Annotated in this window: 28 protein-coding genes; 18 read left to right on the top strand and 10 right to left on the bottom strand. The window is 58.3% G+C overall.

The genetic code is table 11. The annotated features are described in order from the left end of the window. Nucleotide 1: 1 nt before the first annotated feature. Nucleotides 2–976: a glutathione S-transferase family protein gene (locus tag ACNQ62_RS12430; RefSeq protein WP_418094966.1), complete on the bottom strand. Its 975-nt coding sequence runs from the start codon at nucleotides 974–976 to the stop codon at nucleotides 2–4. A gap of 174 nt (nucleotides 977–1,150) precedes the next feature. Between ACNQ62_RS12430 and ACNQ62_RS12425 the strand changes: the two genes are divergently transcribed. Next, nucleotides 1,151–1,510 carry a hypothetical protein gene (locus tag ACNQ62_RS12425; RefSeq protein ID WP_005849957.1) on the top strand — a complete coding sequence of 120 codons (360 nt, stop codon included), beginning with the start codon at nucleotides 1,151–1,153 and terminating at the stop codon, nucleotides 1,508–1,510. A 2-nt stretch (nucleotides 1,511–1,512) separates the two neighbouring features. Here ACNQ62_RS12425 and ACNQ62_RS12420 read toward each other — a convergent pair whose 3' ends face one another. Continuing rightward, nucleotides 1,513–2,682 (bottom strand): MalY/PatB family protein, encoded by a 1,170-nt coding sequence (locus tag ACNQ62_RS12420; protein ID WP_418094965.1) that lies wholly within the window; start codon nucleotides 2,680–2,682, stop codon nucleotides 1,513–1,515. 99 nt (nucleotides 2,683–2,781) lie between these two features. On the opposite strand from ACNQ62_RS12420, the gene def (ACNQ62_RS12415) reads away from it, so the two are divergent. The 5 genes from def (ACNQ62_RS12415) to ACNQ62_RS12395 are packed head-to-tail and all read left to right on the top strand — an operon-like array spanning nucleotide 2,782 to nucleotide 5,446. Further along, a complete protein-coding gene (gene def / locus ACNQ62_RS12415) occupies nucleotides 2,782–3,300 on the top strand; it encodes a peptide deformylase (protein ID WP_278375850.1) in 519 nt (172 codons plus the stop codon). Further along, entirely contained in the window at nucleotides 3,297–3,764 is a 468-nt protein-coding gene (gene def, locus ACNQ62_RS12410; RefSeq protein ID WP_418094964.1) for a peptide deformylase, read from the top strand. The genes def (ACNQ62_RS12415) and def (ACNQ62_RS12410) overlap by 4 nt, the downstream gene beginning before the upstream one ends. Continuing rightward, a complete protein-coding gene (def, locus tag ACNQ62_RS12405; protein ID WP_037941272.1) occupies nucleotides 3,761–4,258 on the top strand; it encodes a peptide deformylase in 498 nt (165 codons plus the stop codon). The genes def (ACNQ62_RS12410) and def (ACNQ62_RS12405) overlap by 4 nt, the downstream gene beginning before the upstream one ends. Nucleotides 4,259–4,288: 30 nt before the next feature. After that, nucleotides 4,289–5,203 carry a methionyl-tRNA formyltransferase gene (gene fmt / locus ACNQ62_RS12400; protein WP_418094963.1) on the top strand — a complete coding sequence of 305 codons (915 nt, stop codon included), beginning with the start codon at nucleotides 4,289–4,291 and terminating at the stop codon, nucleotides 5,201–5,203. A gap of 3 nt (nucleotides 5,204–5,206) precedes the next feature. Beyond that, nucleotides 5,207–5,446, top strand: a complete 240-nt coding sequence (locus tag ACNQ62_RS12395) for a hypothetical protein (RefSeq protein WP_005849950.1) — start codon at nucleotides 5,207–5,209, stop codon at nucleotides 5,444–5,446. A gap of 2 nt (nucleotides 5,447–5,448) precedes the next feature. Here ACNQ62_RS12395 and ACNQ62_RS12390 read toward each other — a convergent pair whose 3' ends face one another. From ACNQ62_RS12390 to ACNQ62_RS12370, 5 genes are all read right to left on the bottom strand, one after another. Beyond that, nucleotides 5,449–6,072 carry a trimeric intracellular cation channel family protein gene (locus ACNQ62_RS12390; protein ID WP_278375858.1) on the bottom strand — a complete coding sequence of 208 codons (624 nt, stop codon included), beginning with the start codon at nucleotides 6,070–6,072 and terminating at the stop codon, nucleotides 5,449–5,451. Further along, nucleotides 6,069–6,524 carry a ribonuclease HI gene (rnhA, locus tag ACNQ62_RS12385; protein ID WP_005849948.1) on the bottom strand — a complete coding sequence of 152 codons (456 nt, stop codon included), beginning with the start codon at nucleotides 6,522–6,524 and terminating at the stop codon, nucleotides 6,069–6,071. The genes ACNQ62_RS12390 and rnhA overlap by 4 nt, the downstream gene beginning before the upstream one ends. Before the next feature lie 69 nt (nucleotides 6,525–6,593). Beyond that, on the bottom strand, nucleotides 6,594–7,046 hold the full coding sequence (locus ACNQ62_RS12380) for a DUF3429 domain-containing protein (protein WP_418094962.1): 453 nt from the start codon (nucleotides 7,044–7,046) through the stop codon (nucleotides 6,594–6,596). Further along, nucleotides 7,043–7,993: a 4-hydroxy-3-methylbut-2-enyl diphosphate reductase gene (ispH, locus tag ACNQ62_RS12375; RefSeq protein ID WP_005849946.1), complete on the bottom strand. Its 951-nt coding sequence runs from the start codon at nucleotides 7,991–7,993 to the stop codon at nucleotides 7,043–7,045. Before ispH ends, ACNQ62_RS12380 begins: the two co-directional genes overlap by 4 nt. A gap of 144 nt (nucleotides 7,994–8,137) precedes the next feature. Further along, complete coding sequence (locus tag ACNQ62_RS12370; protein WP_005849944.1) at nucleotides 8,138–8,683, bottom strand: NYN domain-containing protein; 546 nt, start codon at nucleotides 8,681–8,683, stop codon at nucleotides 8,138–8,140. Nucleotides 8,684–8,811: 128 nt separating this feature from the next. Between ACNQ62_RS12370 and folK the strand changes: the two genes are divergently transcribed. From folK to recO, 11 genes are all read left to right on the top strand, one after another. After that, on the top strand, nucleotides 8,812–9,414 hold the full coding sequence (folK, locus tag ACNQ62_RS12365; RefSeq protein ID WP_418094961.1) for a 2-amino-4-hydroxy-6-hydroxymethyldihydropteridine diphosphokinase: 603 nt from the start codon (nucleotides 8,812–8,814) through the stop codon (nucleotides 9,412–9,414). Nucleotides 9,415–9,484: 70 nt separating this feature from the next. Beyond that, nucleotides 9,485–9,838, top strand: a complete 354-nt coding sequence (gene rpoZ, locus ACNQ62_RS12360) for a DNA-directed RNA polymerase subunit omega (RefSeq protein WP_005849941.1) — start codon at nucleotides 9,485–9,487, stop codon at nucleotides 9,836–9,838. A 36-nt stretch (nucleotides 9,839–9,874) separates the two neighbouring features. Beyond that, nucleotides 9,875–12,025 carry a RelA/SpoT family protein gene (locus ACNQ62_RS12355; RefSeq protein WP_009825337.1) on the top strand — a complete coding sequence of 717 codons (2,151 nt, stop codon included), beginning with the start codon at nucleotides 9,875–9,877 and terminating at the stop codon, nucleotides 12,023–12,025. A 34-nt stretch (nucleotides 12,026–12,059) separates the two neighbouring features. Then, entirely contained in the window at nucleotides 12,060–12,755 is a 696-nt protein-coding gene (locus ACNQ62_RS12350) for a DUF2062 domain-containing protein (RefSeq protein WP_005849937.1), read from the top strand. Further along, nucleotides 12,739–13,491, top strand: coding sequence for a pyridoxine 5'-phosphate synthase (locus ACNQ62_RS12345; protein WP_037941285.1), 753 nt, complete (start codon nucleotides 12,739–12,741; stop codon nucleotides 13,489–13,491). The genes ACNQ62_RS12350 and ACNQ62_RS12345 overlap by 17 nt, the downstream gene beginning before the upstream one ends. A 9-nt stretch (nucleotides 13,492–13,500) precedes the next feature. Beyond that, nucleotides 13,501–13,914 carry a holo-ACP synthase gene (gene acpS / locus ACNQ62_RS12340; protein ID WP_005849935.1) on the top strand — a complete coding sequence of 138 codons (414 nt, stop codon included), beginning with the start codon at nucleotides 13,501–13,503 and terminating at the stop codon, nucleotides 13,912–13,914. A gap of 105 nt (nucleotides 13,915–14,019) precedes the next feature. Continuing rightward, a complete protein-coding gene (lepB, locus tag ACNQ62_RS12335) occupies nucleotides 14,020–14,856 on the top strand; it encodes a signal peptidase I (protein WP_005849934.1) in 837 nt (278 codons plus the stop codon). After that, complete coding sequence (gene rnc, locus ACNQ62_RS12330; protein ID WP_418094960.1) at nucleotides 14,853–15,539, top strand: ribonuclease III; 687 nt, start codon at nucleotides 14,853–14,855, stop codon at nucleotides 15,537–15,539. The genes lepB and rnc overlap by 4 nt, the downstream gene beginning before the upstream one ends. Further along, nucleotides 15,536–16,444, top strand: coding sequence for a GTPase Era (gene era, locus ACNQ62_RS12325; protein ID WP_037966775.1), 909 nt, complete (start codon nucleotides 15,536–15,538; stop codon nucleotides 16,442–16,444). Before rnc ends, era begins: the two co-directional genes overlap by 4 nt. A 60-nt stretch (nucleotides 16,445–16,504) precedes the next feature. Further along, the gene (locus tag ACNQ62_RS12320; RefSeq protein ID WP_418094959.1) at nucleotides 16,505–16,834 is read left to right on the top strand and encodes a DUF1491 family protein; all 330 of its coding nucleotides are present in this window, start codon (nucleotides 16,505–16,507) and stop codon (nucleotides 16,832–16,834) included. Beyond that, nucleotides 16,834–17,571: a DNA repair protein RecO gene (recO, locus tag ACNQ62_RS12315; RefSeq protein ID WP_304950506.1), complete on the top strand. Its 738-nt coding sequence runs from the start codon at nucleotides 16,834–16,836 to the stop codon at nucleotides 17,569–17,571. Before ACNQ62_RS12320 ends, recO begins: the two co-directional genes overlap by 1 nt. Here the strand turns inward: recO and ACNQ62_RS12310 are convergent. Together ACNQ62_RS12310 and ACNQ62_RS12305 are read right to left on the bottom strand one after the other, a co-directional pair. Then, a complete protein-coding gene (locus ACNQ62_RS12310; protein WP_418094958.1) occupies nucleotides 17,543–17,938 on the bottom strand; it encodes an META domain-containing protein in 396 nt (131 codons plus the stop codon). The genes recO and ACNQ62_RS12310 overlap by 29 nt on opposite strands. Before the next feature lie 50 nt (nucleotides 17,939–17,988). Then, nucleotides 17,989–19,674: an acyl-CoA dehydrogenase family protein gene (locus ACNQ62_RS12305; RefSeq protein WP_418095015.1), complete on the bottom strand. Its 1,686-nt coding sequence runs from the start codon at nucleotides 19,672–19,674 to the stop codon at nucleotides 17,989–17,991. A gap of 146 nt (nucleotides 19,675–19,820) precedes the next feature. Between ACNQ62_RS12305 and ACNQ62_RS12300 the strand changes: the two genes are divergently transcribed. Then, nucleotides 19,821–20,588 carry a sulfite exporter TauE/SafE family protein gene (locus ACNQ62_RS12300; RefSeq protein WP_037941329.1) on the top strand — a complete coding sequence of 256 codons (768 nt, stop codon included), beginning with the start codon at nucleotides 19,821–19,823 and terminating at the stop codon, nucleotides 20,586–20,588. A 3-nt stretch (nucleotides 20,589–20,591) separates the two neighbouring features. Here the strand turns inward: ACNQ62_RS12300 and ACNQ62_RS12295 are convergent, their stop codons facing one another. Further along, nucleotides 20,592–20,951: a helix-turn-helix domain-containing protein gene (locus ACNQ62_RS12295; protein ID WP_005849925.1), complete on the bottom strand. Its 360-nt coding sequence runs from the start codon at nucleotides 20,949–20,951 to the stop codon at nucleotides 20,592–20,594. Nucleotides 20,952–21,094: the final 143 nt, after the last annotated feature.

Raw genomic sequence — 21,094 nt, 5'->3', positions numbered from 1 at the left:
CCTAATCGCACCCATGTGGGGCGGTGAAATCGACTGTCGGGTTAATCGGGATGATCTGATGCGGGTTCACCGTGATCTGACTGAAATGGTAGTGCCGAACAATGTGATCAAAATGCACGGTCTCGGCGATATCAGCGTGTTGATAGAGTTGCCGCGTATAGGCCCAAAGGTTCGGGTAATCGGTCAGACGCTTATGGTTGCACTTGAAATGGGTGTGATACACGAGGTCAAAGCGCGCGAGGGTCGTGAACAGCCGCCAGTCGGCCTCGGTCAACTTGTCGCCGGCGAGAAAACGGTTGTTTTCGAGGATGCTCTCGAGCCACGCCAGACTGTCAAAAAGCGGATGAACCGCGTCGTCATAGGCATCTTGAGACGTCGCGAACCCGGCTTTATAGACGCCATTGTTAACGGTCTCGTAAACGCGTTCGTTGATGTCGGCGATTTGTTCGCGCAGGTCAGTCGGCCTATAATCATCAGTATTGCCGGTGATTTCATTAAACGCACTGTTGAACATGCGAATGATCTCGGCCGATTCGTTCGATACGATCGTGTTCTGCGCCTTGTCCCAAAGCACAGGCACCGTGACGCGGCCTGTGAAATTTGGATCGGCTTTGATATAAATGTCACGCAAAAAGTCACTGCCAAAGAGGGTGTCTCCGGTCGCGCCTTGGAAATCTGTTGCGAAAGTCCAGCCGTCTTCCATCATATCGGGGTGTACGACCGACACGCTGATATGGTCGGTAAGGTCTTTCAGCGCGCGGAAAATCAGTGCGCGATGTGCCCAAGGGCAGGCATAGCTGACGTAGAGGTGATACCGCCCTGATTGTGCCTGAAAGCCTGACTTTCCTGACGGGCCCGCGCTGCCGTCCGCTGTGACCCAGTTGCGAAATTTGGAGGTGGAGCGTTCAAACTTACCTCCGGTAGACTCCGTATCGTACCATTTATCGCGCCATTCTCCGTCGATCAGCAGTCCCATACACCACTCCTTTACTTGTTTGTGTTCAAGGTAAGTTCAGACGGGCGAAAGGCCATAGCACGCGACGCACAGGGGGGCTGCGTTGATGCACGTCGAATAAATTCTTGGGGCGCACTTGATTTTGAATCCCAGCACGTCACGCTTCATGTTGGAAGCCTTTGGAGGGAGGAAGCTGTGGAAGCCATATTGCCGAAAGACATTCAGGCCGGGCTGGATGCCGCACGTGTCGATAGCCTGCGAAAATCGTCGCGTTTGCGGGTACACGCGGACGGGGTCGAACATAAGGTCCTGCGTTATTGGGACACCGGCTTCTCGCTTGATGCGCAGACGGCACCGCAGTTGCGCGGTCGGGTCGATTTATTCGATGGCGCGGCGCATCTGTTTCAATGTTTGATCGTCGCGGTAGAGCAAGAAGGCGGCGAAATGCTGTTTGATTTCAAGCGCGCAACCCGTGTCGCGAAATCTGCGGCGCTGGATTTCGAACGGGCTGCAGATGCGCCGGCGGGTTTGATCACCGTCGACGCACCGCATTGATTTTATTGCAGGTCTTTGAACGCCTCGCGCAGACGGTTGCAGGCTTCTTCTACCCGGGCGCGCGGGGTGGCGATGTTGAACCGCAGGAAGCTTTCCCCGCCCTTGCCAAAAGTTGGCCCGTGGTTTGCAGCGATCCTAGCGGAGTTTTCGACCCGTTGGGTGAACTCTGATCTGTCCATTCCGGTTCCGCTGAAATCGACCCAAGCAAGGTAGGTTGATTGAAGCGACATGGATTGCAGCCCGGGAATGTCCTTTATCGCAGCGTCAAAGATCTGCCGGTTGCCGTCCAGATAGCTGACCAGATCATCAACCCATGCGGCCCCTTCCGGCGAATAGGCTGCGGTCGCCATAAACAGACCGAAGGAGTTTGGCGAAAGCCCCATCGCTGCAATGCGTGCCGCAAAGGTTTCGCGGAGCTTCGGATCGGGGATGATCACGTTGCCGGAGTGGGAACCGGCAATGTTAAAGGTTTTGGTTGTCGCGGTCATCATGACCAACCGATCGGTCACGCCATCGATCAGGGCCATTGGAATGTGGGTATGACCAGGCATCACCAGATCATGGTGAATCTCGTCCGAGACGAGGACAAGGTCATGGCGTTTGGCAAAGGCTGCGACCTGTTCCAACTCTGACCGGGACCAAACACGCCCGCCCGGGTTATGGGGGGAACAGAACACCAGCATCGTCTCGTTGCCCGTCATTTGCGCGTCATAGGCATCGAAATCGAGCGTATACTTGCCGCCTTCTATCGCCATTTCGCATTCGACCACCTGCCGCCCTGCGGCGGAGATCACACGCGCAAAGGCGTGGTAAACCGGTGTGAACAGGACAACTCCGTCCCCGGCCTTGGTGAAGGCGTCTACGCACATCGCGGTTCCGTTAACCAAGCCATGCGTGGTGAAAATCCACTCGGGCGCGACTTTCCAGCCGTGTCGATGCTCCATCCACCATTGGATGGCACCCAGATATTTGCTGTCATCGCCGAAGTAGCCATAGACGCCATGGTCCAACATATCTTGGAGCGCGGTTTGCACCACCTGAGGCGGGCGGAAATCCATATCCGCAACCCACATGGCAATGCCCGTATCCGCGGGGACGCCGTAGATCGGCTCCATCTTGTCCCATTTCGCGCAATGGGTGCCACGCCGGTCGATGATTTCGTCAAAGCTCATGGGGTTCTCCTGTCAGATTTGGCCGACACGCTAAACCTAATCGACCAGACCGCAAGCCCCGAGGTTGCAGCGGCGCAGGTGTTGGCCTAAATCAACCAAATGATACGCAATATTTTACTACACCCTGACCCGCGGCTGAAAAAGCCATGCGCCCCCGTGACCGATATGACGGACGAGTTGCGCAGCTTGGCTGATGATATGCTCGCCACGATGTATGACGCGCCGGGGATCGGTCTTGCGGCCCCCCAGATCGGGGTGATGCACCGTTTGATCGTCATGGATTGCGTAAAGGAAGAAGGGGAGACGCCGCGACCGCTGGTGATGTTCAACCCCGAGATTATCGCCGCCTCGGACGCGCTGAACACCTATGAAGAAGGGTGTTTGTCGATCCCCGAGCAGTTTGCCGATGTGACGCGCCCCGCAGATGTGGACGTGCGCTGGATCGATATCGACGGGAACGAGCAGACCGAGACCTTTACCAAACTATGGGCGACCTGCGTGCAGCACGAGATCGACCATCTGGATGGCAAGCTTTTTATCGATTATCTGAAACCGATGAAACGGCAGATGATCACGCGCAAAATGACCAAGCTGAAACGCGAGCTGGCGCGCGGATGAGCGTGTTGGACATCGTGACCTGGCCTGACGCGCGGCTGACAGCTGTGTGCGCGCCTGTCGCCACGCGCACGCCCGAGATCGACCAGCTGATCGCTGACATGTTCGACACGATGTATGCCGCGCCCGGTCGCGGGTTGGCGGCCCCGCAGGTTGGCCGGACCGAGCGTATTTTCGTTTTCGATGCGGGCTGGAAGGAAGGCACCCCGACGCCTGTCGCCTGTATCAATCCGCAGATTGTCAGCCTGTCTGACGCCCGCGCGATTGGCGAAGAGGGATGTTTGTCGATCCCCGGCGTGCCGATGGATATTGCCCGCGCGACAGAGGTTACGTTGCGGTGGACGGATGCTGATGGCACCCACGAACGAAAGTTTACCGGCGCAGAGGCCGTGATCGTGCAGCATGAATATGACCACCTTGATGGCATCGTCATTTATGACCGTGTCGCGCAGGAGCAAAGCCAATGACCGTTCGTCGCATTCTTCCGTGGCCGCACGCCTGTTTGCGGACGCCCGCCGCCCAAGTGGCAGAAATCAATGATGAAATTCGTGCGCTCTGGGACGACATGATCGACACGATGGACGCGATGCCGGGGGTCGGGCTGGCCGCACCACAGATCGGGGTGTCGCTGCAGGTCGCCGTTGTCGATGCCTCGCAAGCGCGGGATAAACGGATCCGTTTGGCAAACCCGGTCGTCATCGACGCTTCGGCGATCATGAATGAATACGAAGAGGCGAGCCCGAATTTGCCCGGAATATCGGCCAAGATCCGACGTCCACGCGGTGTGAAAGTGCAGTATCTTGACGAGCAGGGCGCGACAGTGACGCGCGATTTCGTCGGGTTGGAGGCGACCAGTGTGCAGCATCAGATCGACCATCTTGCCGGAAAAATGTTTGTCGACAATCTGAGTAAAACGCGTCGTGATATGCTGCTGCGCAAGGCGCGCAAATACAAGGGCTGATTGCCTCTACGGTTTGAAGGGAAGTGTTCGATGCGTGTTATCTTTATGGGAACACCTGATTTTTCAGTGCCTGTGTTGGATGCGTTGGTCTTGGCCGGCCACGAAATCGCCGCCGTCTATTGCCAGCCTCCGCGCCCTGCAGGGCGAGGCAAAAAGGACCGCCCCAGCCCGGTTCAGCAACGGGCAGAGGCTTTGGGATTGCTGGTACGTCACCCCGTTTCGTTGAAAACCGCCGAGGCGCAGGCGGAGTTTGCAGCGCTCGGCGCGGATGTCGCTGTTGTTGTGGCCTATGGTTTGATTTTGCCCCAAGCCGTTCTGGATTCGCCGAAATCCGGATGTCTGAATATCCACGCGAGTTTGTTGCCCCGATGGCGGGGTGCCGCGCCGATCCATCGGGCGATCATGGCGGGCGACGTTGAAACGGGTGTGTGTATCATGCAGATGGAGGCGGGGCTGGACACGGGGCCCGTACTGTTGCGCGCCGCGACGCCGATCCGCACCACCGAGACGACGATCGAACTGCATGACCGACTAAGCGCCATGGGCGCCGACTTGATCGTGGAAGCACTTCGGCAACTGCCTGACTTGCAACCGGAACCGCAGCCCGAAGAGGGCGTGACCTATGCCAGTAAAATTGACAAGGCCGAGGCGCGCATCGATTGGTCGCGCCCCGCAACAGAGGTGGACCGGCAAATCAGGGGGCTGTCGCCGTTTCCTGGAGCATGGTTCGATCTGGACGGCACGCGGGTGAAGGTGCTGGCATCGAAGCTTGCCGAGGGCGAGGGTGCAGCGGGCAAGGTTCTGGATGACACTCTGCGCGTCGGTTGCGGGGAGGGTGCGGTTCAGCTGATCCGCTTGCAACGTGCGGGGAAAGCGGCGCAAGATGCGCAAACGTTCCAGCGTGGTGCGCAGATTGCTGCGGGCACAGTTCTAAGCAAAGGGTAAATCATGCTTCCGACGCTTATTGGCACGGTTGTGATCGCGGGGCTTGTCGGCTTTTTCGCCGAAAAGTCAGGCTTTACCCGCAACGGCTATCTTGCCTCGATCATCATCTGCGTGGGCGGCGCTTTTCTGTTTTATTTCGTGCGGTTGATGTTCGGCTTCGGGTTTAATTCGGCCGGTATGAACGCCATCGCATCCTCTATCGGGGCGCTGATCATCGTGCCGTTTCACTGGCGTCGAAAGTAACGTTACACCCGCGGCGGGCGGCTTTTGTACACGGGTAGGTGCCATCCGAAATACAGCGATCCGGCACGCAAAATCCACGTCATACAGGCACCGGCAAACAGCGCCAGTGCATCATCGCTCAGAATGCTACGGATGATGACAGCGGTTGCGGCACCGGCGAAAGCGGCGGTCACATAAAGTTCACCCTGTTGCAGAACAAGCGGCACTTCCCCCACGACAACATCGCGCATCAACCCGCCCATGCAGCCTGTGATCATCCCCATCAGCACCACGACGACAGCGGATTGATCAAGCGAGATCGCCACACCCGTACCCGCAGCAACCGCCACGGCGAGCGCCACGGAATCGAGCCATAGCAGCGCGCGATAGCGGCTTTCGAGGAGATGCGCGGTAAAGAAAACCACCATTGCGGCAGTGACGCCCACGGCGAGATGGGTGGGGTTCGCAATCCAGAAAATCGGGTTTCGATCCAGCAACAGGTCGCGCAGTGTGCCGCCGCCCAAGGCCGTGAGGCAGGCGATAAAGGCGAAGCCTACAAGGTCAAGTTGGGCGCGGCTGGCGACCAGCGCCCCCGTAATCGCAAAGACCAGAACGGAGGCATATTCCAGCAGGGTGATCAGGCTCATTTGGTTTTGAACGGGGCCATGCCCGCCCGCGCCAGTTCATCGGCGCGCTCGTTCTCGGGATGGCCAGCGTGGCCTTTGACCCACTCCCAGGTGACCTGATGCCGCGCATTTGCCGCATCCAGCCGCTGCCAAAGCTCCGCGTTTTTGACGGGCTTTTTAGCGGCATTCTTCCAGCCGTTTTTCTTCCAGCCGTAGATCCAGCCGGTGATGCCATTTTTGACATAGTTACTGTCGGTGACGATCGTGATCTCGGTCGGGCGGGCCAGCGCTTCGAGCGCGCTGATGGCGGCCATCAGCTCCATCCGGTTGTTGGTGGTGGCGGGTTCGCCGCCTTTCAACTCGCGCTCCTTAACGATCTTGTCGCCATCCATCGCCCGCATCAGGGCACCCCAGCCACCGGGGCCGGGATTGCCGGAACAGGCACCATCAGTATATGCAATCAGCTTGGTCATGGGGCTGCCTTATCCAGTCTGGCGTGGGGGCGTCCAGCCTAATCTACGCCCCGCCCGCAAGTTTCGCTGCTACAGAAAGACGCCCACAGCCAGACACGCCAGCACGACGGCGGTCAGAAGCGTGCGCAGCTTTAGCCACCAGCGCGGCGCAAGACGCCAGTGCCAGAAGGCGGCATCAAGGACCAGTAGACCCGCAAAACCGAACATCAGGTTCAGCCCCGCACCCACGGGGCCGCCGCTTGTCATGAAGAACGCCCAAAGCGCCGGGATCACGGCGAGGATATAGCCGGCCGTCGCCTTCGCCCCGCTGGTCTTGGTTGCGAATCCCCATAGCACGCCGGACATGAAGGAAAGAATAACCGTGCCGTAGAACAGTTGGATATATGGCCCGACAAAACGGCCGCCGAACGTCGCCGCGCCCCAGTTCGCCAAGGGATCAACCAGCCCGGTCAAGGCCCCCCAGATAAAAGGAATCAGCCCGGCAAGGCTAAGCCAAAGCGGCGCGCGGGGGATGCCGGTCATGCGGGTACCCGAAGCACACGGGGGACTTTGAATTCCACATTCTCTACCGCGGTTTCGACCATTTCGGTGGTCACATCGTAGCGGTCTTTGAACGCGTCAATGACCTCGTTGATAAGCTGTTCGGGGGCCGAGGCACCGGCGGTGATCCCGATGCTTTTGATCCCCTCGAGGCTGCGCCAATCGATGTCCGTCGCGCGCTGCACCAGTTGGGCGTAATCGCAGCCCGCACGCGATCCGACCTCGACCAGACGGCGGGAGTTCGATGAGTTTGGCGCACCCACAACGAGCATCGCATCACACTTCGGCGCCATTGCCTTCACCGCTTCTTGACGGTTGGTCGTGGCGTAGCAGATGTCTTCTTTGTGCGGCCCGATGATCTGCGGGAAACGTTTGTTCAGGGCGGCGACAATCTCGGCTGTGTCATCAACGCTTAACGTTGTCTGTGTGACATAGGCCAGCTTGCTCGGGTCGCGCACCTTGACGGTTTCGACATCGGCGGGCGTTTCAACCAGCAAAACCTCGCCCGGGGGGAGCTGCCCCATGGTGCCAATGGTTTCGGGGTGGCCCGCGTGGCCGATCATGATCATCTGCAGCCCGGCGTCGGCGTGGCGTTGCGCCTCGATATGCACCTTCGAGACAAGCGGGCAGGTCGCGTCGACATAGACCATATTGCGAGCCTCGGCCTTGGCGGGGACGGCTTTCGGTACGCCGTGCGCCGAGAAGATCACGGGCCGGTCATCGGGGCATTCCGACAGTTCCTCGACAAAGATCGCACCCCGTTCGCGCAGCCCGTCGACGACGAATTTATTGTGCACGATCTCGTGGCGCACATAGACCGGCGCGCCCCATTTCTCGATGGCCATTTCGACGATCTTGATCGCACGGTCGACGCCCGCACAGAACCCGCGTGGCGCGGCAAGATACAGGGTCAAAGGCGGTTTGGTCATCACACTCTCCTTGGGCATGGGCCATAGGTAAGGGTTGCGCGGCGCATCGTCCAGACCAGCGGCGGCACAGTCTGATGCTTCAAATGCGCGCGCACTTATCGTGGGGGCATGAGGGATGCGGAGATTTAGGCGCGCAGGCGCGGGTTATTCGTCAGATGTTTCACGTGGCGGCCGGCCAATAACGTCGCGCAGGTCTTCGAGTTCGATAAAGTTGTCCACTTGGCGGCGCAGCTCGTCCGAGATCATGGGCGGTTGGCTGCGGATCGTGCTGACGACAGAGACGCGCACGCCCTGGCGTTGAAGGCTTTCGACCAACGGGCGGAAATCGCCGTCACCGGAGAAGATCACGATGTGGTCAAGATGTGGCGCAAGCTCCATCGCGTCGACCGCAAGCTCGATATCCATGTTCCCCTTGACCTTCCGGCGACCCATGCTGTCGGTGTATTCCTTCGCCGGTTTGGTCACCATGGAGAACCCGTTATAGTTCAGCCAGTCGACAAGCGGGCGTATGGGAGAGTATTCGTCATTTTCCAGCAAAGCGGTGTAGTAAAAGGCACGCAGCAGTTTGCCGCGGCGCATGAACTCCTGCCGCAGTAGCTTGTAATCAATGTCAAAACCCAGGTTCTTGGCCGCTGCATAAAGGTTGGAGCCGTCGATGAATAAAGCGAGCCGTTCGTCCTTGTAGAACATGAAGTGCCTTCCTAATACACGTCGTTCGGAAATTTGCGTCGTGTAGAGCCGCTATAAAACGAAATGTTTCAAATTTAGTTTCCGACTATGAATACAATACTAACTAAGGTTTTTTCGAGAGGCAGCAAGTGAAGACATTGGCCATCCCTGACCCCAAGGGGGGTGAAATCGGCAAGTGCGCGCTGATCGCCCTCGGGAGCAATCAATCATCAGTTGCGGGAGGGCCGGCGGAAACTCTGCATCGGGCCCTTGATATTATGGTTGGTATGGGCGTGCGGGTTGTCGCTCTTAGCCCGTTTTACTCAACCTATGCGTTTCCCACGGGGTCAGGTCCGAATTTCGTAAATACAACTGCTAGTATAAGGGTGGAGGGTGAGCCGGATCAAGTTTTAGCTATTCTTCATGCCGTCGAAGCAGAGCTTGGGCGCGAGCGGCAAAGCCGTTGGGCTCCTCGGACGGTCGATCTGGATCTAATCGCGATGGGGGATGTGGTGTTGCCGAATGTACAGACCCAGACCGATTGGCGGGAGATTCCGCTTGAACAGCAGATGGTCAATGCGCCTGACCAGCTGATCCTGCCGCACCCACGGCTTCAGGATCGTGCCTTTGTATTGGTGCCGCTGGCGGACATCGCGCCGGACTGGTGTCACCCCCTGATCGGCAAAACCGTTCGCGAGATGTTGAATGACCTGCCAGAGGCAGATAAAAAGGGGGTATGGCCGCTGGAATAGGCCCTTGTAAATTCCGCCGATGGCTTCTAAATAGTCGGCTTCTTGCAGCATTCATGATTGGAGCATCCCCATGGCCCGCGTCACTGTCGAAGATTGTGTAGATAAAGTGCCAAACCGGTTCGAGCTTGTCATGCTTGCCGCGCATCGTGCGCGTGAAATTGCGGCTGGTTCTACGGTTACTGTTGATCGCGATAACGACAAAAACCCTGTCGTGTCCCTGCGCGAGATTGCGGATGAAACCCAATCGGCCGACGAGCTGCGCGAGCGTCTGATCGAAAGCAACCAGAACCAGATCGAGGTTGATGAACCCGAAGAGGACGCAATGGCGCTTCTTATGGGGGCTGAGCAAGACAAGCCCGAAGAGGACAGCATGTCCGAAGAAATGCTGCTGCGGCAGTTGATGGCGGCACAAGGGCAGGGCTAAGGCCCGCGCCCTTCGGGGCTTATAGGCAGGACAGGTATGAATACCGCCGACATTACGGCTGACGACCTTATCGCGCTTGTGCGCGCCTATAACCCTAAGACGAACGAAAATCAGATCAGGCTGGCCTATGAATATGGCCAGCAGATGCACGAGGGCCAGTTCCGCCATTCCGGAGAGCCCTATTTCACGCATCCGGTCTCTGTCGCGGCCATTTTGACCGAACAGCAGCTGGATGACGCGACCATCATCACCGCATTGCTGCACGACACGATCGAGGACACGAAAGCGTCCTATAGCAGCGTCGATGAAAAGTTCGGACATGATGTCGCTGAACTGGTCGATGGCGTGACCAAGCTGACCAACCTGCAACTGAATTCCAACGAGACAAAACAGGCCGAGAACTTTCGCAAGCTGTTCATGGCAATGTCGAAAGATCTGCGGGTTATTTTGGTTAAGTTGGCGGATCGGCTGCATAATATGCGCACGATCAAGTCGATGCGCCCTGACAAGCAGATCCAGAAAGCTCGTGAAACGATGGATATCTATGCGCCTCTTGCGGGGCGTATGGGCATGCAATGGATGCGCGAAGAGCTCGAGGATCTGGCCTTTCGCGTGCTCAACCCCGAAGGGCGGCAGTCGATCATCCGGCGCTTTATCACCCTTCAGCGCGAAACGGGCGATGTCATCCAGCGAATCACCGGTGACATGCGGCACGAGCTTGAGAAAGCCGGGATCGAGGCCGAAGTCTTTGGGCGGGCGAAAAAACCGTATTCGATCTGGCGCAAGATGCAGGAAAAGCAGCAATCCTTTTCCCGTTTATCGGATATTTACGGTTTCCGCGTTATCACCACCTCGGAGGATGAATGTTATCGCGCGCTTGGCACTATCCATCGGCGCTGGCGTGCCGTGCCGGGCCGGTTCAAGGATTATATCAGCCAGCCCAAGACGAACGGTTACCGGTCTATCCATACCACCGTCTCTGGTCGTGACGGCAAACGGGTCGAGGTGCAGATCAGAACGCGGCAGATGCATGATGTCGCTGAATCCGGTGTGGCGGCGCATTGGTCCTATCGTGACGGCGTACGGTCGCGGAACCCCTTTGCTGTTGATCCGGTCAAATGGGTCGCGCAACTGACAGAGCAGCTCGATTCAGAGGAGGATCACGAGGATTTCCTCGAGGCGGTCAAGCTTGAGATGTACGCCGATCAGGTGTTCTGCTTTACCCCCAAGGGCGAGGTGGTCAAGCTGCCGCGTGGGGCGACGCCGATTGATTTCGCCTATGCGATCCACACGCGAATCGGGTCTGCCTGCGTGGGCGCCAAGATCGACGGGATGCGCGTGCCTTTGTGGACGCGGGTGAAAAACGGCCAGTCGATCGAGATCATTACCGCCCAAGGTCAGACACCGCAGGCGACATGGCTGGATATCGCAACGACGGGCAAGGCCAAGACGGCGATCCGTCGGTCGCTGCGTGAACTGGATCGCGCGCGCTTTGTCAGCCTCGGGCGCGAACTTGCCCGCTCTGCCTTCGAGCAGATGAATAAATCGGCGACGGAGAAAGTGCTGCGCACCGCGGCGCGCAACTTGCGCCTCTCCAGCGCGGAGGAGCTTTTGGCGCAACTTGGCTCTGCCGAACTGACGGGCCAAGAGGTTGTGCAGGCCGTCTATCCCAACCTGCGCCCCAAACCCGGCGAACATGTCGACCGCAAGCGCGCGGTGGTGGGGCTGGAAGCGGGGCAATCCTTTGACCGGTCGCCTTGTTGTCAGGCGCTGCCGGGGGAACGCATTGTCGGCATCACCTTCCGCGGGCAGGGCGTCAAAATCCACACCATCGATTGCGAGCGTCTGTCGCATTACGAGGACCAGCCCGAACGCTGGCTGGATCTGCGTTGGCACGACGGGCCACATCCCGCGATCTATGGGGCGACGCTGGATCTGACCATCGGCAATGGGGCGGGCGTGCTGGGGCGTATTTGTACGCTCATTGGCCAATCCTCTGCCAATATCGCAGATCTGGAATTTTTGGACCGCAAGCCTGACTTTTACCGGTTGTTGATCTACGTAGAACTGCGAGACATTGCGCATCTGCATTCTTTGATCCCGATGTTGGAGGCCGAGAGCGAAGTCGCCGAGATCAGCCGATACCGGAACCCCGACTTGTTCAAGGCAGGTACCAAAGACGCATGATCCGCCCGGACTGCACTGACCCAAGGACGAACTGTTGATTTTCAAACGCCGCGATCCAAAGCCGACAGTGCGCGCGATGGCTGAATTCATGTGGCCTCGGGGTGGTTGGACGCGGGCGTTTCACTATGTCAAACACCGGATGCGCCGCTTGCCCGACACGCCCGAACGCATTGCGCGTGGCATCTGGGCCGGTGTTTTTACCACGTTTACGCCCTTCTACGGTATGCATTTTATCGTGGCGGCGCTGGTATCGCGTGTCATGCGGGGCAATCTGCTGGCCGCATTGATGGGGACGTTTTTTGGCAACCCGCTGACCTATGTCCCTATCGGGCTGTCATCGCTGTCCATGGGACACTGGATTCTCGGGTCCCACATGCGAACGGGGGAGCATCGGTCCTTCGGGGGCAAATTCTTTGACGCCGGTCACGACTTGTTGGCCAACTTTGTGGCGATCTTTACCAGCCGTGACATGGATTGGTCGGGGCTTGAGGTCTTCTGGCATCAGGTGTTCTATCCGTATCTGATCGGGGGGATCGTGCCCGGCATGATCTGTGCCACGATCGCCTATTATCTGGCCGTGCCCTTGCTGCGGGCCTATCAAAAGCGGCGCAAGGGCGCGATCAAGGCCAAGTTCGATTTGTTGAAAAAGAAAGCCTCGGCCAAGGCAGAGGCGAAACGCAAGGCAGAGCAGGCGGCTCTGGAGGGGAAAGACCATGGCGGCACAAGGTAAGCTTCGGCTGGGCGTAAATATTGACCATGTGGCGACTGTGCGGAATGCGCGCGGCGGTGCCTATCCGGACCCGCTGCGCGCAGCCCGCGCCGCGCAAGAGGCAGGCGCTGATGGCATCACCGCGCACCTGCGCGAGGATCGACGCCACATTACCGATGCGGATATCGAAGGGCTGCAAGAGGTGTTGAACGTGCCGCTCAACTTCGAGATGGCCGCCACGGAAGAGATGCAGGCCATCGCCCTACGCCACAAACCCCATGCCGTCTGCATCGTGCCGGAAAAGCGCGAAGAGCGGACAACCGAAGGCGGGCTTGAAGTCGCACGCGAGGAAAACCGGCTGGCGCATTTCATTGCTCCTCTGCGCGAAGCGGGCAGCCGCGTCAGCATCTTCATCGCCGCCGATCAGCGCCAGATTGAGGCGGCGAACCGCATCGGGGCAGAGGTGATCGAACTGCACACCGGTGCCTATTGCGACGCCTATGCCGAAGGACATTGGGAGGAAGCGCAAAAGGAGCTGCAAAAGCTCGAAGAGATGTCAAAATTCGCCCATAGTCTGGGGCTTGAGGTGCACGCGGGCCACGGCCTGACCTATGATACCGTCAGCCCCGTGGCAGCTTTCCCCGAGGTGCAAGAGCTGAACATCGGGCATTTCCTTATTGGCGAGGCGATCTTTTTGGGCCTCGGCCCCGCCATCGCCGAGATGCGCCGCCTGATGGATGACGCCCGCAAGGGCTGAGGGCGCGGCATGATTTTGGGCATCGGCACCGACCTCGCGAATATCGAACGGATTCAAGGCACGCTGGACCGCTTTGGCGACCGTTTCCGCAATCGCGTGTTCACCGAGGTCGAACAGCTAAAGGCCGAACGTCGCCGTGATGTCGCGGGCACCTACGCCAAACGCTGGGCCGCGAAAGAGGCATGTTCAAAGGCGCTTGGCACCGGTCTGCGCATGGGGATCGCTTGGCGCGACATGGCGGTGAGCAACCTGCGCACCGGCCAGCCCGTGATGGAGGTCACCGGCTGGGCGGCGGAGCGTTTGGCCAAGATGACACCCGACGGCCACGAGGCGATCATTCACGTCACGCTGACAGATGATCACCCTTGGGCGCAGGCCTTTGTCGTCATCGAAGCCCGCCCCAAGGCAGGTATTCAGACCTAACGGCAGATCATAGCCCATTCGGTCGATGGATCGGGGGCAGGGTTGCTTGACTTGCGTCAATGGCACCCGCATGTAACGCTCGAACGCATGAACAGGAGCGCCAAAATGGCCGCCAAAGAGAAAACCGGCAACGCCTTTGTCGAAACCATCAAAACAATCGTCTATGCGCTGTTGATCGCAGGGGTCTTTCGGACCCTGTTTTTCCAGCCTTTCTGGATCCCTTCGGGGTCGATGAAAGAGACGTTGTTGATCGGGGATTTCCTGTTCGTGAACAAAATGGCCTATGGCTATTCCTACGCCTCCTGTCCCAGCGTGATGATGCCGCGGTTCGGCATTGAGGTCGACGCGAAAGACGTCTGCGGTGTGTTTGACGGCGACAACACGCGTTTGTTCGGGTCAGAGCCCGAGCGCGGCGATGTGGTGGTCTTCCGTCATCCCGTGTCTGGTCGCGATTACATCAAGCGTCTGATCGGCTTGCCGGGTGACAAGGTTCAGATCACCGACGGTGTGGTCAGCATCAATGGCACGGCGGTCGAATTGCGTGACGATGGTGTCTTCGAAGAGGTGATGGACCGTCAAGGCCCGCAGGGTATGCGTCCGCGTTGCGAGAACGGTGCCGTCGGTGCCGGTGGTGTATGTGAAAAATCCCGCCAGATCGAAGTGCTCCCTAACGGGGTCGAACATGCGATCCTGAACATTGGCAATCAGGCGTCGGACAATACCGGTGTCTACACGGTGCCAGAAGGGCATTACTTTTTCATGGGTGACAACCGCGACAACTCTGCCGATAGCCGTCTGGCACAGCAGGCCGGTGGCGTCGGTTTCGTGCCGTATGAAAACCTGATCGGTCGCGCGGACCGGATCATGTTCAGCTCGGCCGGTCGGTCGATGTTGTTCTTCTGGACATGGCGCAGCGATCGTTTCTTTAAGGCGATCAAGTGAAGTTAAATGCTGATCTCCGGGCCTTTGAAGGCCGCATCGGGTACCACTTTGGAAAGCCGGAGCTGTTGAACCGCGCGGTGACCCATGCCTCTATGTCGTCGGCCAATCGTGACGACAACCAGCGGCTCGAGTTTCTGGGGGATCGCGTTCTGGGGCTGGTGATGGCCGAAGCGCTGCTGAAACTTGATCCGGCCGCAACCGAAGGGCAGCTGGCCCCGCGGTTCAACGCATTGGTGCGCAAGGAAGCCTGCGCCGAGGTCGCGCGCGAGATCGACATGGGCGCTGTGCTGAAGCTTGGCCGGTCAGAGATGTTGTCTGGCGGCCGCCGCAAGCAGGCGTTGTTGGGGGATGCGATCGAGGCTATCATCGCGGCTGTCTATCTGGATGGCGGATTTGACGAGGCCAAAGCGTTGATCCTGCGATTGTGGGGTGACCGTGTGATGCAGGTCAAGCAAGACGCACGCGACGCCAAGACCGCGCTGCAAGAATGGGCGCAAGCGCGCGGCTTGCCGCCCCCCGCCTATGTTCAGACCGACCGGCAGGGGCCAGACCACGCCCCGGTGTTTACCATCACCGCCCGGATTGAAAACGGGGCCAGCGCCGTCGCGTCAGCCCCATCGAAACGTCAGGCCGAACAGGCCGCTGCCAAGACGCTCTTGGCCCAATTGGAGAGACCCTCATGACCACGCGCGCCGGATTTATCGCCCTGATCGGCGAGCCCAACGCGGGCAAATCGACGTTGCTGAACCGCATGGTCGGCGCGAAAGTGTCGATCGTGACCCATAAGGTGCAGACCACACGCGCCCGTATTCGTGGGGTCGCGATGGAAGGGGAAAGCCAGCTTGTGTTCGTGGACACCCCCGGTCTGTTCCAGCCCCGTCGCCGTCTGGACCGCGCCATGGTGGCCGCGGCTTGGGGGGGCGCTGCCGATGCGGATGTTGTCATTCTGCTGATCGAGGCCAACCGTGGGATCACCGAAGGGGTCGAACGTATCCTGGAAGGCCTCGCTGACATCGGTCAGGGGCGCAAGGTCGCGCTTGCGATCAACAAGATCGACCGTGTCGAAGCTCCGGTCCTGTTGGGGCTGAGCAAAGAGATGAACGACCGCTATGATTTTGCCGAAACATTCATGATCTCGGCCGAGCGGGGGCATGGTGTGGATACGTTGCGCCAATGGCTGGCGGGCGAATTGCCCGAGGGGCCGTGGCTCTATCCCGAAGATCAGATTGCCGATCTGCCTATGCGCATGATCGCCGCCGAAATGACCCGTGAGAAACTGACCCTGCGTCTGCATCAGGAGCTGCCCTATCAGCTGACGGTCGAGACGGAGAACTGGGAAGAGCGTAAAGACGGCTCTGCCCGGGTGGATCAGTTGATCTATGTGGTGCGCGACGGTCACAAGGGGATCGTGCTTGGCAGCAAGGGCGAGACGATCAAGGCGGTCAGCAAAGCCTCTCGCGAGGAGCTTGAAGAGTTTCTGGGGCGGAAAGTGCATCTGTTTTTGCAGGTCAAAGTGCGCCCGAACTGGCTGGACGAGGCGGAGCGCTACTCTGAGATGGGGTTGGAGTTCAAAGACGGCAATGTCTAGATCTGGTGCGGCCCGACCCTTCGGGGAGGATTTTACACCATTTGGAACGACGGGGCTGTCATGGCCCGGCTGACCGCGCGGTTCTGGGTCGATGCCTATCTGGCGCGGCTGCGGGTCTATGATATTCCTGCGTACGTGGTCGCGCATGGGGATGACACCGGCGGCGCTGTTCTGGTGAAGCTTGCAACGCTCGATGGAAATGCACAGCTTTTTCAGAAAAGTTTCGATTTGATCAGTGGTGAGCGGACCTGGGTCGAAATGACAAGTGGACAGGAGCAGGAGGTTGATGCGTCGATCAGCCGACAGCGCAGCTTTGATCCAGACCTCTGGGTGATCGAGGTGGAAGACAGGCAGGGTCGGCATCTGCTGCATGAGGACGGGCTGAGCTGATGGAATGGCGCGATCAAGGCATTTTGCTAAGCGCGCGCCGCCATGGTGAGACATCGGCCATCATCGAGGTGTTCACCCCCGAGCGCGGCCGCCACGCCGGGATCGTGCGCGGCGGTACCAGTCGCAAGATTGCTCCAATTCTCCAACCGGGCGCGCAGTTAGACATCGCATGGCGCGCGCGGCTTGAGGATCATATCGGTGCGTTTACTGTAGAGCCCGTCCGCAGCCGCGCCGCATTGGCTATGCATGATCGGCTTAGCCTTGCGGGGTTGAATGCGGTGACGGGGCTGCTTGCCTTTGCATTGCCCGAACGCGAAGCGCATCCGCCATTATATCGCCGAACTGAAGCGCTGCTGGATCTATTGGGGCAGGGGGACCTGTGGCCGTTGGCCTATCTTCAATGGGAAATCAGCCTGTTAGAGGAGCTTGGCTATGGGCTTGATCTGAGCGCCTGTGCGGTGACCGGACGGACCAGCGGGCTGGTCTTTGTATCTCCGAAAACGGGGCGTGCTGTGACCCGAGAAGGGGCGGGGGAGTGGGTTGATAGAATGCTGCCATTGTCGCCCGTTTTACGTGGGGAAGGGGATGCGAGCGATGCGGATATTGCGCTGGCGTTCAAAACCACGGGGTATTTCCTAGAGCGGCATCTGGCGCGCGATCTAGGGGACAAGCCCCTACCCGAGGCGCGCGCGCGCTACGTCGAGGCATTTAGTCGACGGCGCGAAACACCATATTAAGGTTCTCGGTGTTAGACAGAATCATGACGTCATTCAGAATCTCGACGAGGGTGGCGTTGTTGAGCGCGTCGATAACGATGTTTTCTTGGCTGAGATCAGGACATGCCTTTTTGGTGGATGATTTGAGCGTGAAAGAAAACCAGGGGTAGGGCAGCTTGTTCGTGCCGGACATCCGATTGCAGGGGCCTAGAACGGTAACCTGTTCTTTTTCTGGAAAGGACATCTGTGTGTTTGCTGAGAACGGGACCCCGTTTAGTTCTTGCAAGCGCCATAGGCGATCGGCGGCCCCATACGCCCGCAGAGTTTCGTCCTGACTGCACTGGGTTGTCAGGGCTATGGCCAGAAAGAGGGAGGTCAGCTTGATCATGGGGGCCGGATAGGCAGCCCGACGATTTCACGCGTCAGGCTGCCCGAACTTCATCCGAGCAAGCGGCGCGAGATGACCTGCGCCTGAATCTCTGCCGCGCCTTCGAAAATGTTGAGGATACGTGCGTCGCATAGGACACGACTGATTTTGTATTCGAGTGCAAAACCGTTGCCGCCATGGATCTGCAAGCCATTGTCAGCTGCGGCCCAAGCGACCCGTGCGCCGAGCAGTTTGGCCATGCCCGCTTCGACATCACAGCGCCGGCCTTCGTCTTTTTCAAACGCCGAGAAATAGGTGAGCTGGCGGGCGATCATAATTTCGACCGCCATCATCGCCAGTTTGGACGACACGCGAGGGAAGTTGATGAGAGACTTGCCGAACTGCTTGCGATCAATTGCGTATTGCATCGAAATGTCGAGCGCGGATTGCGCGACCCCGATGGCACGCGCGGCTGTCTGGATGCGCGCGCTTTCAAAGGTTTCCATCAACTGTTTGAAACCTTTGCCCTCTTCGCCGCCCAACAGGTTTTCACCTTTGACGTGGAAGCCGTCGAAACCGAGCTCGTATTCCTTCATGCCGCGATAGCCGAGCACTTCGATCTCGCCGCCGGTCATGCCTTCGGAAGGGAAAGGGTTCGCGTCGTCGCCCGGCGTTTTCTCGGCCAAGAACATCGACAGGCCCTTGTAGTTCGACGTCTGCGGATCCGTGCGCGCTAGCAGTGTCATCACATGGGTCCGGGCCGCGTGCGTGATCCAGGTTTTATTGCCCGTTATCTTATAATCGTCGCCATCTTTCACCGCGCGCGTGCGCAAAGAACCAAGGTCAGAGCCGGTGTTCGGTTCGGTGAAGACGGCTGTGGGCAAGGTCTCGGCGCTTGCGATCCGCGGGAGCCACTTTTCTTTTTGGGCGTCCGTCCCGCCTGCGATGATCAGTTCGGCCGCGATTTCAGACCGCGTGCCGAGCGAGCCCACGCCGATATAGCCGCGCGACAGCTCTTCCGAGACGACGCACATAGAGGCTTTGGACAGCCCAAAGCCACCGAATTCTTCTGGGATGGTCAGGCCGAAAACGCCCATTTCTGCCAATTCATTGATGACTTCAATCGGGATCAGCTCGTCCTTCAGGTGCCATTCGTGGGCAAATGGTTCCACTTTTTCAACAGCGTAACGACGGAACTGTTCGCGGATCATCTCCAGCTCTTCGTCAAGGCCGGACCGCCCGACGGTGATGTTGGCGCTTTGCTCTTGCATGAGTTCGACAAGGCGCGTGCGTGCAGCTTGCGAATTGCCTCGTTGCTGCAGTGTCGTGATGCCGGCATCGGAAAACGCGTTCTGATCTTCGGTAGGGACGCCAAGATCGTGCAAGCGCAGAATTTCCCCTTGGTTCATCTGAATGCCGCCGGAAATCTGGCACAGATATTCGCCGAATGCGATTTGATGGATCAGCTGTTCTGTTTCTGAAAACGTGCCATCTGCGTCGAGCTTCTCTGCCCATAGCTGCATCTGGTGAAGCGATTGAGCGTAGGTTGCAAGCCACGCAAGACCATGCGCGGCGGTTTGGTTTTCTTCGACCAGTGCATTCGACACTTTCCCGTCTTGAGAAACGGTCGCACGAACCGCGGATTTAGCGGCTTCTAAAAGGCGGTCTACCGGGGCCAGCGTCGATCTGGTGGTTGCGAGCAGGTCATCGATCACGATGTTCGCGCCAGAAATCACGTCTTGTCCATCATGTGCCATCTGTAAGCTCCCTTGTTTGGTTAAGCACGGCATAACCTTTTCGCAGGTGCAGCACAATAAAGATACGTTTTGCTGCGTCAATTTGGTTTAAAATTACGCTGAGGATTTCGCGTGCGCTCCGCCGCAATCTTGGTATGACGTGCGGTATGGACATGTTTTTCAGTTTGTTGACGCCGTCAGAATGGGCGTTCGCCTTTGGAATTGGCCTTGTGGCGGGATTCATTAAGGGCGTCGTGGGGTTCGCGATGCCGCTGGTGCTAATCTCAGGGCTGACAATGTTCTTGTCGCCTGAGCTTGCCCTTGCCGGGCTGATCTTCCCGACTGTAATTACCAATATGTTTCAGGCACTACGGCAGGGGGTGGCCGCGGCTTGGGACTCCATCAAAATGTTTAAGGTTTTCCTGATTGCGGGCGGCATAGCGCTTAGCTTGTCAGCGCAGACCGTGCGTTTTCTCGCCGCCGATACGATGCTGCTGGTGATTGGTGTTCCGATCACATTGTTCGCGCTGTGGCAGGTGACGGGGCGTAGCTTCACCCTGTCGCACCGATCTACAAAACTAGAAGCATTTATAGGTGCCTTCGCCGGGGCGGTCGGTGGCGTATCGGCCGTTTGGGGGCCGCCTACCGTCGCCTACCTGACCGCATTGGGCACGCCCAAGCACGACCAAATGCGGGTTCAGGGTGTCATCTACGGACTCGGCGCGGTGCTATTGTTGTTTTCGCACTTCGGATCTGGCGTGCTGCGCGCCGAAACCGTGCCCTTTTCTGCGGTCATGATCTTGCCGTCGCTCACCGGTATGTGGCTTGGCAGCAAAGTCATGGATAAGATTGACCAAGCGTCCTTTAAGAAAGCGACGCTGGTCATCCTATTGATTGCAGGCGCAAACTTGGTGCGCCGAGGCGTGTTTGGTTAAGGCTTAGCCCTGACGCGCGACCGTTAGCCCAGACACATCTTCGATAAACGTCACAATACGCGTTTTAAGCGCGTCGTCGTTTATTGCGGCCAAGGCGCTGACAATCTCGATGCTCGGGTCGGCTTTGGGCGCATCATTCGTGTTGTCATGCAGACCTTCAAAGAAATACGCGGGCGTTACGTCTAAAATCTGGGACAGTTCAAACAGGCGGCTTGCCGCGACCCGGTTTGACCCGATTTCGTATTTCTGGATTTGCTGGAACGACAGGTTTAACCGCTTGGCCACATCAGTTTGGGAAAGCCGACGCAGCGTACGGATCTGTTTAAGTTTTTTGCCGACGTGGATGTCCACTGGATGCGACATATGAATTACCTCCGGTTGTTGTTGAATTAGTCATCCCCAAATCACTCTTTCCGTTCAATTGGATAGATTTATTCAATTTGTGGTTACAAAGTGGCCAAGGGTGTATTATGAATAATGCCTTAATGTATGATTAATTTACCATT

The organism is Sulfitobacter sp. SBS6, assembly GCF_048285585.1.
Lineage (GTDB): Bacteria > Pseudomonadota > Alphaproteobacteria > Rhodobacterales > Rhodobacteraceae > Sulfitobacter > Sulfitobacter pontiacus.
This window is presented reverse-complemented; position numbering and strand designations above follow the sequence as displayed.